Source organism: Bradyrhizobium hipponense (assembly GCF_008123965.1).
Lineage (GTDB): Bacteria > Pseudomonadota > Alphaproteobacteria > Rhizobiales > Xanthobacteraceae > Bradyrhizobium > Bradyrhizobium hipponense.
Window position 1 is genome coordinate 162281 of record NZ_VSTH01000078.1, and the last position, 14178, is coordinate 176458.

At 60.6% G+C, this 14178-nt stretch carries 11 protein-coding genes and 1 pseudogene; 5 read left to right on the top strand and 7 right to left on the bottom strand.

Going from position 1 to position 14178, the window contains the following annotated elements; all coding sequences use genetic code 11:
- Positions 1 to 263: 263 nt before the first annotated feature.
- The 4 genes and pseudogenes from FXV83_RS23180 (at position 264) to FXV83_RS23195 (ending at position 4827) form a co-directional block, all read left to right on the top strand.
- Positions 264 to 785, top strand: coding sequence for a Cache 3/Cache 2 fusion domain-containing protein (locus FXV83_RS23180; RefSeq protein ID WP_148741685.1), 522 nt, complete (start codon positions 264 to 266; stop codon positions 783 to 785).
- Between the two features lie 670 nt (positions 786 to 1455).
- Positions 1456 to 2157: pseudogene (locus FXV83_RS23185) on the top strand (chromosome partitioning protein ParB); the annotation flags it as partial.
- Between the two features lie 770 nt (positions 2158 to 2927).
- Positions 2928 to 3239, top strand: coding sequence for a DUF736 domain-containing protein (locus tag FXV83_RS23190; protein WP_148741686.1), 312 nt, complete (start codon positions 2928 to 2930; stop codon positions 3237 to 3239).
- A gap of 391 nt (positions 3240 to 3630) precedes the next feature.
- Complete coding sequence (locus FXV83_RS23195; RefSeq protein ID WP_430648944.1) at positions 3631 to 4827, top strand: DUF932 domain-containing protein; 1197 nt, start codon at positions 3631 to 3633, stop codon at positions 4825 to 4827.
- Positions 4828 to 5110: 283 nt separating this feature from the next.
- On the opposite strand, the gene FXV83_RS23200 is transcribed toward FXV83_RS23195, so the two are convergent.
- From FXV83_RS23200 to FXV83_RS23215, 4 genes are all read right to left on the bottom strand, one after another.
- Complete coding sequence (locus FXV83_RS23200; RefSeq protein WP_235940109.1) at positions 5111 to 6712, bottom strand: type IV secretory system conjugative DNA transfer family protein; 1602 nt, start codon at positions 6710 to 6712, stop codon at positions 5111 to 5113.
- A 37-nt stretch (positions 6713 to 6749) separates the two neighbouring features.
- Entirely contained in the window at positions 6750 to 7337 is a 588-nt protein-coding gene (locus tag FXV83_RS23205; RefSeq protein ID WP_148741688.1) for a hypothetical protein, read from the bottom strand.
- Positions 7334 to 8077: a chromosome partitioning protein gene (locus FXV83_RS23210; protein ID WP_148741689.1), complete on the bottom strand. Its 744-nt coding sequence runs from the start codon at positions 8075 to 8077 to the stop codon at positions 7334 to 7336. The genes FXV83_RS23205 and FXV83_RS23210 overlap by 4 nt, the downstream gene beginning before the upstream one ends.
- A gap of 137 nt (positions 8078 to 8214) precedes the next feature.
- A complete protein-coding gene (locus FXV83_RS23215; RefSeq protein ID WP_148741690.1) occupies positions 8215 to 8694 on the bottom strand; it encodes a hypothetical protein in 480 nt (159 codons plus the stop codon).
- A 735-nt stretch (positions 8695 to 9429) separates the two neighbouring features.
- Here FXV83_RS23215 and FXV83_RS23220 point away from each other — a divergent pair.
- Entirely contained in the window at positions 9430 to 9744 is a 315-nt protein-coding gene (locus FXV83_RS23220; protein ID WP_148741691.1) for a hypothetical protein, read from the top strand.
- A gap of 356 nt (positions 9745 to 10100) precedes the next feature.
- Here the strand turns inward: FXV83_RS23220 and FXV83_RS23230 are convergent, their stop codons facing one another.
- From FXV83_RS23230 to FXV83_RS23240, 3 genes are all read right to left on the bottom strand, one after another.
- Positions 10101 to 11543 carry a DUF1254 domain-containing protein gene (locus tag FXV83_RS23230; protein WP_148741692.1) on the bottom strand — a complete coding sequence of 481 codons (1443 nt, stop codon included), beginning with the start codon at positions 11541 to 11543 and terminating at the stop codon, positions 10101 to 10103.
- Positions 11544 to 11828: 285 nt separating this feature from the next.
- Positions 11829 to 12509 carry a bestrophin-like domain gene (locus tag FXV83_RS23235; RefSeq protein ID WP_148741693.1) on the bottom strand — a complete coding sequence of 227 codons (681 nt, stop codon included), beginning with the start codon at positions 12507 to 12509 and terminating at the stop codon, positions 11829 to 11831.
- 240 nt (positions 12510 to 12749) lie between these two features.
- Positions 12750 to 14072 (bottom strand): TAXI family TRAP transporter solute-binding subunit, encoded by a 1323-nt coding sequence (locus tag FXV83_RS23240; RefSeq protein WP_148741755.1) that lies wholly within the window; start codon positions 14070 to 14072, stop codon positions 12750 to 12752.
- Positions 14073 to 14178: the final 106 nt, after the last annotated feature.

Below are 14178 nucleotides of genomic sequence, written 5' to 3' on the forward strand. Positions count from 1 at the left end.
ACCGTCGCTTTTATATTACCGTCGCTCGCTCTGCGGTCTGCGGATCAAGATGGCACTGCGACCTACTTTCCCCTATCATCACAAGTGATCAAGCGCATGGCTATTATTGTGCCGGACTTGGTCAAGACGCGCGTCGACACGCCCATAAGTGCGAGGTCATAGCGTGACATCGAACCAAACCGCTACAGCCTGATCCTCCGAGCCGTCACCGAAATGCGGTGAGGACCCTGACGCACGCAGGCGTTTTTCAAGGAGGAACGCTCATGAACTTCAAGCAAATTGCTATCGGCATCTTGACAGTCACGTACCTGATCGGGGCAGCGATGCTTCTGCCGAACGTTGGCCAAGCTCAGGATGCTAAGGTGAAGACGGCGATGGAGTTCTTGGAGTCGATGGCGAACAAACTAGGTCCGCCAAGGATCGAAGGGACCGATGCTGTCGCTGGTAAGGAGGTGCCTGCCATTTATTTTGGTTCAACCAAGATGAACAACAATTTCGACTTGGTTGATGAGGTCGTGAAGCAAGCTCAGGGGACGGCCACGATCTTCGTGAAGAGCGGTGAGGAATATGTCCGCGTCACCACCAACGTGAAAAAGGATGATGGCTCGCGAGCGATCGGAACCATTCTGGATCCCAAAGGCAAAGCGATCGAGTCCATCAGGAAAGACGAAGCGTTCTATGGAGAGGTGGACATCCTCGGCAAACCCTACATCACAGGGTACAAGCCGATACGGGATTCGTCGAAAAACGTGATCGGAATCTACTACGTAGGTTATTTGAAGTAGACCGTCCGACCCCAGCCGGTGAGACCGGCAAGAACCTGGTCCGTGAGGCGTAGCGCAAGATCGCAAGCCGTCGCAGATTGGCCGATTGGAGCGCGTGGCGGGCTGCAGCATCATAGCGCCACGGCGAAACAATAGTGCCCATCTTCATCGGCCGTGGCGCGCCAGGATTTCAAGGCATTTCTGCAATTCCCCGCCTTTCGGGGCGTCGCGTCGGGTAAGCAATAGGTAAGCAGCCGATCCGCTGAACGTGGCGGCGTCGAGGGTCTATTTTTTGTCAGAAGTACCCCACCCGTTTTGGGGCCCCACGGCTTCCTGATCGAAGCACTAAAAGAGCCATTCTCATTACCTACTCACGTCGAATGATTGGCGCCAGCCGGGGCGCCTGCGTCGCCTTCGATCAGGAAATTCGGTGCTGCAAGAACCGCGCTGCGTTCGGCGTTACAATCGCGGAGCCCTTTCATCACATACCGGCTGCAGCAAGGTGCGGGTCTGCTTGTGGGGTGGGGTGGTCACCTCTCGTTACTATAGGCTCGACTTGAGCCTGACGTGTGGTCACGTCAATAACCGGGTCGGGCCAAAACCAATCAGCTGGTCCGCCATTCGCTCGGCGCTACGCCCGACCAGCGCTGAAATGCATGCCGCTCGTATCGGCGTAACCGAGCGCGAGAGCGTCGCCGACCTGACGGCGCACCGAACCCTTGGCCTTCGTCTGGCCTTGTCGGAGCAACCCGACGTCGCGCTTGTCGCCGTCACCCATGCGCTGGTGGCGCAGACGTTTTATCGGGGAGCCGAGGCCAATGTCCTCGATATTCGTCCGGGCAGCTTGTTCCTTGGCTCTCACGCGGACGGAATAGCGGATACCGAAGCGGGCCTGTCTTGGTCGGATCGCCACGCGCGCTGGGCGGCGCAGTTGCCGCGAGATGTCGCCGATCTCTGGGCATTCGTCGTTGCCCTCGACCACGACAGCCGCATGGCGATCTTTGCGCATTGCGCGGCTCTGACCGTCAACGCCGTCAAATTGCCGCGCGATCATCGACCGCGTGCGCTGGCAACTGCCGATAGTCTGGCCGAAGCCGTAGCTCTCGACATGACCGGCTATTGGCGACCGACGGTGCGAACCTATTTCGGGCGCGTCACCAAGGCGCGCATCATCGAAGCGGTGCGGGAAGCCGTCAGCGCTGAGGCAGCGGACCGCATGGCCGACATGAAGAAGCCGGACATGGCGGAAGCTGCCGAGCAGTTGCTGGCTACAACGGATTGGCTGCCTGCGCTGATACGGTTGCCGAAAGCCGCGCAGCAGGACGTGACGCAATCAGCGGCGGATGCTGCCACGGATGGGCCTGCGAACGCCTACGCCAACGCGGCCGAGTGATCGGCAAGGCCGGGACCGTCTTGCGGTCCCGGCCTTCTCGCCCGCAACTGTCGAATTTTTGGGCCGCGCGCCTTACGGCGCGCGGCCATCATCACGATTCCCATATCCCGACCGTTAGCATTTCGAAAGCAAGGCAAGAAGAGGCGCGTCTGGGCACGTTTGTGGTCCCGCCACCAAGAGGATTGGTGGTCGTTCGATCCGGCCGGATCAGTCGCCGTTGCGGCGAGACCAGCTCTGCGTGGAGCAGCTCGTCGTTGCGGCCCTTTTTACGAGGTCTACCGTCTGAACGATCGGAGTCTCACGTCGAGATCGCATCACGGGCTCAACTCCGCGAGGTCTTCCAGAGGCATCCGAATGTGCGCGCACAGATGCGAAATCGAAAGGTGTCGGTCCCCATGTCGGATCTTTGTCGTCGTTGATGCGCCAGCAAGCGTCTCTGCGCCGTCCGTGAGCCGTTTTCCTTGTGATGGTTGGATGATCTTAGCCACGGTGTCTCCGCCGGTTCGTTCACGCGCCGCGTCCTCTGCAACCTCGAATGGACGGATCAGTCCCGAGGGACGGCAAGAGCCTCGATCGCCTTCCCGCAACGGCTTCGCCGGCTTTTTTCCCCTGCCGCGAAGTGGCGGCATTCCTCGCGGGAGACAAAAAAGCCGTCTCACGCCGTCCTACGCTCTGCTGCGGGCCTGACGGCTGCGGGCCGATCGCTCCCCGGGCCAAGGACCGCCATCAAGGCTGCGACGGTCGCGGCCCGACAACAGAACGGAGACACCATGGCTACCATCGGCACCTTCACCGCGTCGAACAACGGCTTCACTGGCTCGGTCAAGACGCTTACGCTCAACGTCAAGGCAACCTTCGTCGCATCCGAAAAGGACAACGACAAGGCGCCGGACTATCGCATCCGGTCGGGTGCGACCGAGTTCGGTGCAGCGTGGAAGAAGACCGCGCGGGAGACCGACCGCGAATATCTCTCCGTCAAGCTCGACGATCCGAGCTTCCCGGCCCCGATCTACGCCTCGCTGGTCAAGGGCGAAGGCGACGACAGCTACACGCTGATCTGGTCCCGCCGCAACGGCGAGTAACCCGCCGAACCGATCCGCCCCGCCTCCTCGGAGGCGGGGCTCTTTTCCGTGCCTATGGCCCGACGCGCAGAAGGAAGAGTGGAAGACCTTCGGCGAGAACCTCGGGCATACTTTTTCAGGACGATTGCTAAGGGCTCCGCCCTCGCGCGAGCAAGGGTGAAGCACCGAAGCCGGTGCCGGCTGGAGCGGTTTCCCCGGTCTTCCGCGCCCACGAAAGTTTTGAACGACATGGTCGTTAGGCGCGTGCAGACGCGCGCTGGACGCGCGCCCCTTTGGGCGGGTGATCCCCCTCCGCGTCCCGCCGCCCTTGCTCTTGCTACCCCGGTCTCGCCGACGGGCAGGGTTGCAGCGCAGCGCTGCGCTTCAACCCAAGCCCATAGGAGAAAGACCAATGACCATGATGACCGTGACCCGGAACGAGCAACCTGTTTCCAGCGGCTTTCGTGTGAACGTGGCGCGCGGCGAACGCATCGGCCGCGTGTCTTCGGAGTGGTTTTCCCGCCCCGATGACGAGCGTTATCTCAGCCTGACCGATCTTCATGACGCAGTGCGCCGCCGCGCTGATTGCGCCCAAACCCGCACCCTTGAGAGCCGAGCCGTGCGGGTGGAGGCAAGCCGCGACAACGCCGAACAACTGGCATTAGCGGTGCCAGGCCGCAGCGCACTGGTCGCACCAACGCATTGGAGCTTTGGGCAATTGTGCAGCCTTGTCGGCGCCCCGACATCTTACATGCGGCAGCTTCCTGCGCCGCTTGCCGGGATCAACCTGCAACACGGTTTGCTGTCACATCGTGGAGAGCTATTGAAAACACTCGAAGCCGATGATGGGCGGGTCGAGCTTCGCGCAGTGACTGGTCCGGACTACGGGCGTATCTGGGATCACGAACTTACGGCCGCCGTGATGAAGATCGCCGGCAATGGGAGCGGTGACACAAGATGGAAGGTCCCGGGCGTGCTGGATTGGGCGACCATGACCCACAATCCCTTTGTGGACGTGACCAAGGAAACAACCACGCTTTACGCCAGCGACCGCGACGTGTTTCTGTTTCTCGTCGACGACACCAACCCGATTGAAGCGGGGCGCCTGGCGGACGGGTCGCCGGATTTTTATTTCCGGGGATTTTATTGCTGGAATAGTGAAGTCGGCAGCAAGACGCTTGGAATCGCGAGCTTCTATCTCCGCGCGGTCTGTATGAACCGCAACCTTTGGGGCGTCGAGAATTTCGAGCAAATCACCATCCGCCATTCCAAGTTCGCGGCGCAGCGCTTTGCGCACGAAGCGGCTCCCGCCCTGACAAGCTTTGCCAACTCCTCGGCCACCCCGTTCATCGCGGGGATAAGAGCCGCACGCGAGCGGATCGTTGCCCGGACAGAGGAGGACCGAGACGGCTTCCTGCGCAAGCGCGGGTTCTCCAAGGCGGAGACTGCCAAGATCATTGCAACCGTGTTGCAGGAGGAAGGGCGCCCCCCGGAAAGCGTTTTCGATTTCGTGCAGGGGATCACGGCGCTTGCCCGCGGCAAGGCTCATCAGGATGTGCGCCTTGATCTTGAGGGTAAGGCAAAGCGATTGTTGGAGCAGGCCGCCTGAGCATCGCATCAGCCGTGCAGCTGCTCCCCCGGCTGCACGGCTGATGCCCCATCTGAGCGAAAGAAGGTAATTTGCCGCCGATCCGGCTGCCGGATCGGCGGTTGACGCGTGGCCGCGCCTGCCGCTCGCCGGGCCTATCGGCCCGGCTCGCGAGGAAGAACGGTCCGCACCTTGAGAAGAATTCTCATTTGAAGAGCATGAGCATCACTGCCACGAAGCTCCAGCTTGGCGATGCTGCCGCGATCACCCCCTACTTGAGTCAAATCCTTCTCGACGATATTCCTCAGCGCTGCTCGGAGACGATAAGATTCGTCAGTCGGGAATCGCTGTGGGCGGTCTTGCGCAGAATCATCGGACGCTTGGTGTACCGCTTGCTGTTGGGAAACACGATCAGGTCGGTTGTCGGGACCTGGCCGATGGCATCCTCCGTCATCAAGCGCACCGCTTTGGGCTGAAAAGCCCGGGTGGTCTTTCCAGTGTTTTCGTCCCTGGTCTCGACCGATTCCATCAGGGTGTAGTCACCGATCGACCGCGAGAGAAATTCGCGTTCGTCCGGATCGATCAACGGTAGATCGGAATAAGTGGTGAACTCCGCCGTGTTGAGCAGGGTACGGGCACCATCCGCGCCGTTGATGTCGATGATCTGGCTTCGGCTTTGCCAGAACGTCCAGAGCCGCAGATTTTGTCCGGGAAGCTCGCCGGCAGCGACCAAGAGCTCCTCGAAACGGCCGAGGGTCGCCGCCTCGTCGATGAAGCACATGATCGGCTCCCGGGCCCGGCGGCGCCGGACAGCGGTAAAGAGCTCGCAGAGCAACCATCGCATCAGCGGGGTCAGCGTCTTCATATCCTCGGCGGGCAACGTGATGAACAGGTCCATGTTGCCGGTCGTCACATCCGACATGGAGAAGGTGCTCTTGTACGTGAGCCGCTGCAGCCTTTTGTCCGCGCACCAACTAAAGGCTTGGGCTGCGGTAGACACGATCGAATCCCGGCCCTTGGGATCCATGGCAAGCACAGCGCTGGCGGCCGCCGCCGCGTTTCCCTTCAGCAGCATCAGCCTCTTTTCGAAGGTCTCCAGGTTCGCCAACAGCCAGGCGGCATTTGCAGGTGTTGCGCAATTGGCTGCATGCGCCACCAGGAAGGCGCCGACGATGACGTCGACCGCGCGGTTCTGGAAATACACCGCCTCGCCATTGGCTTGCTCCGGCAACAGCGCGCGGGCGACACGCTGCAGATGCAGGATGTCCTCCGGGTCCATCGTTGCAAGCGGATTCCAACTATCTGAGCCGCCGACAATTCCGATCGGGTCCAGGCAGCGCACGGTTCGCCCGAGCGCCCTCCGGCGCTCGGCCACCGCGCGATAAGCCTCGCCCTTCGGATCGATGACGATGGCGGGCCCGTACCAGCCCGTGTGGTCGGGTACCGCGAGATTGGGGATCAACAGCCCTGACGTTTTGCCCGTACGCGGCGGCGCAATGGTGACGATGTGGCTTTCGGTCGAGACCCGAACCGGCCGCCGGGTATCGGGATCGAGGCCGAGTTCAAGGCCGATCCGCATCCGGCCGCGCTCTTTGCGGCTGGCCCACCGGGCATCGCCATACGTGCCGCGGGGGTCACGCCGGGGGCCATAGTACGGCACAAAGCAAGCGACAAACGCCAGGAGAGGGCCCGCCAGGATCGAGGCGAGAGCAGCCCGGCCATAGGGGCCCAAGGCCTTGGTCTGGCCGAACGCCATGTCACGGTAGGCGAGCAGCGAATCCCGACCCCAACTGTGCAGCATCGCGCTAAACCAGGCGGAGGGAGCCTGGATCGTGTTCGGCCACAGCGAGGCGTCGAGGCCGTGCACCATGAATTCGGCGACAGGAAAGCCGAGCACGAAGGCCATCATGGTGAGGGGCACGAAGATCTTCCAGAACACCTGATTACTCCGAGGTGGAGGTTACGAAACGGTCGTAGGCTTCTGCCGGCATGATGGCTTCGAGGTGCCCTTCTTCGGCCGACCAGAACCGCAGCCGAACGTCTCCAGCCGCATTCCGGCCCATCACGACAACCGCAGTGTCGGTCGGCAGGCGACGAAGTTCGGTATGCCCGTCCGGAAATGTCCAGGTCAGGTCGAGCTCTCGGTCGAAATGAACTATCGCGTGACCGGTGTTATGGACAGCAAAGCCGCCGATCACCGTGACGGGGATCGAGATCAGGGTGAGCACCACCAAACCCCGCCAATGGTAGCGGGCGTGCCGGATTCCCGACCGCATGGTTTCCCCGATCGTACGAGGAAGCCTGATGCGGCGCCGTGGCAACAAATCTGCGACCGTGCGCTCCAGCATCTCGCGGTCGTAGGGAAGCAACGCCGGATCCTTCAGGCCCGCCAGACGTGCGGTGGGGTCCGGCAAAGCGCGAAGTTCGGCGAGCTTGGCGACGCTCGCCAGGCGCATCTCGCGGTTCGACGCATCGGCGTCAGCCTTCGCGTCGATGAACCGCTTGCGCAAGGTTTCCAGGCGCTGGCTCATGACGCGAGCCAGGTCGCTGCGGGGCGGACCGCTTCCATCACCGCGAGGCGGAAGGCCTTGAGGTCGCTCACCATGCGCCGTGCCTCGTTGAAGCCGTACTCCTTCTGGAAGTCGGACGACTTCAACTGCGGGATGGCACAGAGTCCTGTGGCCTGGAGGAAGCCGAGGGTGCGCGGTTCGAACTCGAACTTCGGCAGCACCGTGACCTGCGCGCCGTCGGCGACCCGCTTCAGCATCGCGGGGTCGACGTCGCCCCGCAGCTTGTTCTCGACCACGAAGCGAGCCTTGGCCCAGCGCTTCGAGGATGCCAGGAGCTTGGCGCCGTCGGTCAACGCCGCGGCGTCGGCGGTCACGACCACGACGAGCGCCACTTCGATCTGGGTGTCCGCGATGCCCGCTACGAACTCGTCGTCGAATGAAGCCAGCAACGACGATGCGGTGTTGGCGCCGACGTCGATGATGGTCGGCAACTCGGCGCCGACCATGGCGTTGATCGGCCCATCGAACTCGGCACGAGCGGCCTGGCCGCCGGTACGGTCGATGGAGGCACGGTCGGCACGCACCGGGAAATGCGAAACCCGCTTCGGACCCTTGGTCTTGCTGTGGTCGTACTCCAGGATGCGGGGCGTGGACTCCAACTCGATGATCGGCGCGTCGGGCACGGCTTCCGCGACCCCACGGGTGAGCGTGGACTTACCGACACCGCCGGTCTCCTGGGCAACGAGCAAAAGGCGTGGCATGGGACTACTCCTAAACTGAACACCGACAACCCAGCCGGGCTTGACGCGTTGTTGCGTGCTGGCTGGTGGAAGGAGCGGTCGTTAGAGGAAAAGCCGCACTCACGATTTGCAATGCAAAAGTAAAAAGGGAACTGAGACTAGCGCTTTCGAAGCAGGTGGGCGTGTTTGGCGAGTGCGGTGCGTCGGATCTCGTCCTCGCTGATGGTCTGGTCCGGCACACTCCCGCCGAGCGGCCTACTCATCTCTGGGCTGAGAGAGACGGTCCTCTTTGCCGTCCGGCCGTCCATTTGAAGGCGCTCGGGCAGCATTTTAGTCCGATCTCGTACGATCGCCTTGCCCTTGAGCTTCTCTGCGCGAGTTCTGATGTTGTGCATCAACGCAGTCAGCCGCCGACCTGTAAGCGGTTGGCCTTCCCCCTGGGTTACTCCCTGTGCCGCCAGAGCACTGGCGATTTCGGTCCAGGTCGCACCGTCCTCACGGCGCAAGCGCTCAAGCTCCTCGAAATTGCTCCGGATGATCTCGGTAGCGCCTGTCTTGATTTTCCCTATCGGCGAGGCAACGCGATCAGCTTTGAGCCGCTTCACGTCGCCGCGCAGACGTTTGAGATCGATCTTCATAATGCCAATACGTAACCGACCGGAAGTTAACGGCGCCACCCGGGAACGCGCGGGGCCACACGTAGGCCAAGGCAGAGCCAATCAAATACCAACGGAATCGCGCAAATTTGAATCACCCCGGCTCCGAACTCACGGTGAGAGCAAAGGCGCGACGGATCCCGAAGGAAAAGCAGTCGTCCGGACCTAACGAAATCGGCCGTCCCGTCGACGGGGTGGGACGACGGACGTTGGGCAATCCGAGCAGGCCAAGCCCGGGGCGCGGCTCCTGCAAAGCGGAACGGGAGATCGACGCCACCCGTTTCCGTGCCAAGCTATCTCGCCTTGGCTTCCTCAAAGGCTCAGAGACTAAAATTCACGGCCGGCGCGAACTCCCCCGATCCATCCGATCGAGCAGCTCTCGCCTGGTAGTCGGACCATGCATGGCCACCGTGGTCCTCAGAGGGGCCATAAAGTACCGCACAAGAACCACAGCAAGTACCACACAAAAGACCAGTCAGTTCTTTTGCACACCTGTGCATCCCCGGTGCGCGCCGTGGAATCCCTGATCACTCGCGGTCGATCACCCTGCGGCCGCGTCGGGTTTGCAGGAGGTAGGTTTCCACGCGACTGCTCTGGGCCTGCGACAGTGGGGAGCCAGACCGGCTTTTCGAGGGGCCGTTTTCGCATAGACCAAAGCCACCGTGGACTACAGACTAGAGTGGCTGTCTAGCGAGTTCTAACGGGCAGGAGACCATCATGCCTATTTCGATATCGATGATGATTTTAAGTTCGCAATTGGTCGTCACCGTAGCCGATAACGTACCGAAATTCGACATTGCCCGCAGTTGCAAGCTCGACGTGGCGGCTACGGCCGGGCTCACCGTCGATCAGTCGCTTAAGAGCTGCATCAATGATGAGCAAAAGGCACGACAACAGCTTGGCGCCCTTTGGTCAAAAATGTCGGCGCCGCAAAAGGCTAGCTGCACCGCCCAGGAGGCCGTTGGTGGCACGCCAAGCTACGTCAGCTTGCTGACATGTCTCCAGATGGATCAGTGGGCTCGCAAGCCCTGATGTATTTTCAAGCTATGGCTTGCAAGCGCGGCGATCACAAGGGCCGTCACCGCGATACTGCCGATCACTGCCCAGAAGACTGCCCGGTTCAGCATGGCCGCACGCCGCATCAGGCGCGGAAGATCCACCTTTAGCCGGGACCTGACCGTGTCTTTGTCGGCGATACCGTTCAGGAGGATTGCTCCATCGACGATCCTGTTCAGGCGGGAATCAGGACAGCAATGAAGGCGGCCAGCGCTCCCAGAAGGAATGCTGGCGCCGCCTACTGGGAGATGACGTGCGATGGCTGGCTGACAGTTGGCGTATCTAGAGACATTGCACTCCGTTTGTTGCCTGCGCCAGCGACTATCTCTGTGCTATGAAACTCGCTTTATGCCGGGCGGCTGCCAAGTCCCTTCGCCCGCCGGCAGGATGGAAGGCGGCGTAGGCTTCGGCCAATACAGGCGCATCACGAGATAGATTTTGTCATCCGGCGCCGGAAGCCAATTTGATTCCTTGTCCGCACCGGGATTCTCTTTTTGAATAAGCAGCGTCAGCGAGCCGTCTGGGTCCGTTTTCATCCCTGACAACATTGGGGAGTTGATGAGGTAGCGATTGATGGGGTTCTTGACCAGGAGTTGGCTCTTGCCGTCGTACATCGTAACGGACCAAAACGCATTCACTGGCGGCAACTGGCCGGGTGCGAAGGTGATGGTGTATTTGTGCCTGCTGCCGTCGAGCAACTCACCGGTGGCGTCCTTTCGGGTATAGGGGTACATCGCTTCTACGGCATCATTGCCATAGATGCCGCCCTTGGCGGCACCGGCCCGCATCGCCCAATCGCCGTTGTAGAAGGCCTCATCGCCAAAGAACGAGCCAACGTTCCAGCCGTTAATGTCTTTGTTTCCGCTGGCCAGCCATTTGTCGACCTTGTCGTCACCCTGCTTCATGCCCACCAGGATTTCGGCCTTGTGTTCGAGCGATAGATCCTTGAACGCGAAGGTCTTGCCGGGACCAATGCCAATTCTCGCAAGTTTCGCGCGGATCGCCTTGTCCCTTGGCGTCTCGGGGACGAATTGCAGGGCCGCGTCGAGATACTGGAAGAAGTTGTCCTTGATCCCGGCAGTGGTGGCAGGAAGGAACTCGATCTTTGGCGCGGCGGCCGGGGCCGGACGCTTAAGAAAGCCAGAAAGCGGCTGCGCCTTGTAGCCGGCCTGGATTTTCTCGACGTTCGGCATGTCGCCTGCGTTGAAGAGTTGAGTGCGGATAACCGCGAGGGAGAACGGCGTCGTCGATCGAAAGACCTTTTTGATCCCGGTGGGCGTTTCACCCTTCCAGTCGGGGGCTACCACCAGATAGTCGCCCGGCTCCGTCCCCGTGGCGCGCGTGCCGATGTAGCCATAATTGTAGGTATTGCCGTCGACGAGCATAACCGCGTAGTAGCGGTCCCTTTCGATCGCCGGCACCGAGATCACCATCGGTTCAGCACGCAAATCCAGCCAGAGCACCGAGTAAGGGGTGTCGCTGTTCGGCGTGATGACCGCCGTATCCTCTGGCGTGGCGACGTGGTGCAGATTTTTGATTTCGTTGAACGGCGCCTTGAATTGCCCCGAATTCTTGTCCACGGCATACTCTTGCATGACCGCATAATTCATCACGAGCGGCAAGCCGTAGATGAAGCCTTCTTCGGCGATGTCCTTGGCCTCGAACAGGCTGGGCCATTCGGCTTTGTTCTGCGCACTCGCGGGGGGAGCCTTCGCCGTCGTAGTGATGATTACGGCCACCGCAGCGGAGCGAAGCAGATCGCGTTTCGTCAACATGTGAACATCTCCTCAATTGTGTTCTGGGCTGCTGTGCCAGCGCGAGAACCAGACGCACGAAACCTACGCGTGCGCTGCCGGGACCGACTATGCAAAAACGGACACCCGAGAATGCTGGACCGATGATTTTCGGACGGTGATTGTCGGAAGCGCAATTGCCGCCGTTGTGGCGGGTGTTTTCTCATCGCCAATTTGTCGAACCAGAATTCTGCTTGCCGCACGATCGTCCGACGACGAAGCCGCAGTTGCTCATCTCGGCGATCTCGGCGCGTCAACGCTTTTGCATCAGAGCGGCGTTAGTGCAATGCGCAGGGGTACGCTGGAGATTTGCATCAACCCCGCAAACGGCTGACCCAGCTCTAGGACAAGATAAATCGCGCCCGCGGCTGACAGCGCAAAAACGAACAGCGAACCAAAAACGGTTGTGTTGGGCTTGGCGAACAGACCAAAGCTTCCAAAGATGATGGTGAGCCAGAAAATCAACACCACCAGGAACGGCATAGGGATCGAGTTGTTCGTCTGCGCGAACAGCAGCAAGCGCGTTTGCGCAATGTCAGTAGCGATTTGTATTGCCCTGGACTGCAGGGAGCGCTGCCAATCATTCGGTGGTGAAAGTTGCTGAAGTTTCACAAAGAATGCGTCGCTCGAGGGGCTCGCCTCGAACGGACGAGCCTTAGTAGCATCTGGCCTCTTCTCGCGCCACATTCGATCGGCTAAAGCAGCGACGCCGCGCCGTAACAGGTTGCGTACTTCGTTAGTCTCTGATCCGTACTCCGCCAGAAGATTGTCGAGCAGGACAATATTGCTTGTCATCTGCGTAACTTGAGTGCTCTGCGTGTCGTAGGAACTCTTCGCCGAGGCGATCAGGAGGCCTAGAACAAGCGCGGCGATCGTCCCGATGAGGCCTGTACCCAGCCTGACAACATCCTTGTCATCTGCACTCAGGTGATGTCCTGGAAGGAACATACCGAGCAGGGCTGCTCAGGTGATGTCCTGGAAGGAACATACCGAGCAGGGCTCCGCCGGAGATGCATGCAAACGTGATGCAAGACAATGTGATTGCATTCATGGTTCACCCTTGTCTCGACACGACAGCGGCAATCGCTGCAATGCCGGGATCATCGAATGTTTCATGACGGCTCTTCCTTGGGCGGCTATTGCGTGGTTCCGTCAGTTCAGCGTCGTGAGCGACTTAGCGCGTGTCGCCTAGGCCGCGGAGGCAACCACGGGTCTCTTCGCGATCAACGTGCGTCGGTCGTGAATCAGGCTCTCCAGCCGGTGGGCTGCCACGTTCAATGTGGCATCATCCACGGCGCTGTCGTCTCCACCAGCTGATTTAGTGCGTTCCGCCTTTAGAATGCCGTCGATTTCTTCTTCGATGTCCGACAGCTCAGCCTCGGTATCGACTTTCCGAATTCGGCGCGCTAGGGCATAGAGAGAATCGAGCGGGCCTTCGGGTGCACGGTTGCCGACGCCCAGGAATTTCCACGCCGCCGCAAGCATGGTGGCGGCACCTCCGAGCACCATCGGCGTCAGATAGATCCAGTTGCCGTATTCATCCATGAAGCTCTGCGTAGTGCTGTTGTAAACGGCCGCCGCTCCTGGGTGCAGCGGTAGGTAGGCATCCTGGTCCGTGCTGGGCGCGGTGATCTGCGCGAAAATCGGCTGCTCGCGCAGAAGGTCCCTGCGCGCGCTCATGATCGCCTGCGTGAGGCTGGTTACCAGGTCGGTGCCGAGCTTCTTTTGCGCAACGAGGTATAGTGAGGTCCTTAATGTTGTCAGATCGTCTTCCGGGACCGGCGGCGAACCCCGCAGCGTGCCCTTCGGGACGTCGAAACTCTCAAAGGCGCGTTCGGTCCCTGCAATTGCCTCGGCAGATTCGATTGGGATCAACGCCGGAACCTTTTTGTGATCCAGTTGAAAAAATCCGCGAACGAGCGAGAGATATCTATCGGCTAGCGGGATCGCGACAAGCAGGGCATTGACCTGTTTTGACTGAATGGCTTGCCGGACATCCGTCAACCCAATGTACTTGAACGCAACTTTTGCGCTCGCCAGATCATATTCCTTGGTCAACACATCGACAATTTTGGCGTTCGCTGCTCCGCCGACAACACCGATCGTGCGTCCCTTCAGGTTTTCAATGCTGTCTATGGAGGATCCCGGGGGCGCGATGATCAGTACCACCATGTGGCTAACGACGACGACGGCTTGCGCCTGCGACAAGTCGCCGACATCGCCGCGAACCACGGCGAGATCGACCTTACCGGCGGAAAAAGCGTTAGCGGCCTCGAGCGCCGTGCCGCTGTCGATGACCTTGAGTCGCACCGGCGCGTTCCTTGAAACGAGCTCGCCTGCTATCCCTGACATTGCCTTCGCTGCCTCGCCGTCGATCGAGCCGGCCGCCACGGTCAGCGTTACCGGATGAGTGTAGTACCGATAGGCAAGGAGACCCGCGCCCGCCGCAAAGACGATGACGCCGACAAGGAGGAAAAGGCGAAGCCAGAGCGGCAATTTTGCCGACATTATGCTCATTGCTCTCAACGCTCCGCCGATCAGATCCGCCGCGGGCAAGCTTACGCGCGCAGCCTGCGGTCGACTATGCAAAATCGGACAATTCGAGCGTACCGGCTGC

Bases quoted from the DNA above. Each gene is read 5' to 3' on its own strand.
- FXV83_RS23180 (WP_148741685.1), top strand. From the start codon at position 264: ATGAACTTCAAGCAAATTGCTATCGGCATCTTGACAGTCACGTACCTG.
- FXV83_RS23190 (WP_148741686.1), top strand. From the start codon at position 2,928: ATGGCTACCATCGGCACCTTCACCGCGTCGAACAACGGCTTCACTGGC.
- FXV83_RS23195 (WP_430648944.1), top strand. From the start codon at position 3,631: ATGACCATGATGACCGTGACCCGGAACGAGCAACCTGTTTCCAGCGGC.
- FXV83_RS23200 (WP_235940109.1), bottom strand. From the start codon at position 6,712: ATGGCCTTCGTGCTCGGCTTTCCTGTCGCCGAATTCATGGTGCACGGC.
- FXV83_RS23205 (WP_148741688.1), bottom strand. From the start codon at position 7,337: ATGAGCCAGCGCCTGGAAACCTTGCGCAAGCGGTTCATCGACGCGAAG.
- FXV83_RS23210 (WP_148741689.1), bottom strand. From the start codon at position 8,077: ATGCCACGCCTTTTGCTCGTTGCCCAGGAGACCGGCGGTGTCGGTAAG.
- FXV83_RS23215 (WP_148741690.1), bottom strand. From the start codon at position 8,694: ATGAAGATCGATCTCAAACGTCTGCGCGGCGACGTGAAGCGGCTCAAA.
- FXV83_RS23220 (WP_148741691.1), top strand. From the start codon at position 9,430: ATGCCTATTTCGATATCGATGATGATTTTAAGTTCGCAATTGGTCGTC.
- FXV83_RS23230 (WP_148741692.1), bottom strand. From the start codon at position 11,543: ATGTTGACGAAACGCGATCTGCTTCGCTCCGCTGCGGTGGCCGTAATC.
- FXV83_RS23235 (WP_148741693.1), bottom strand. From the start codon at position 12,509: ATGTTCCTTCCAGGACATCACCTGAGTGCAGATGACAAGGATGTTGTC.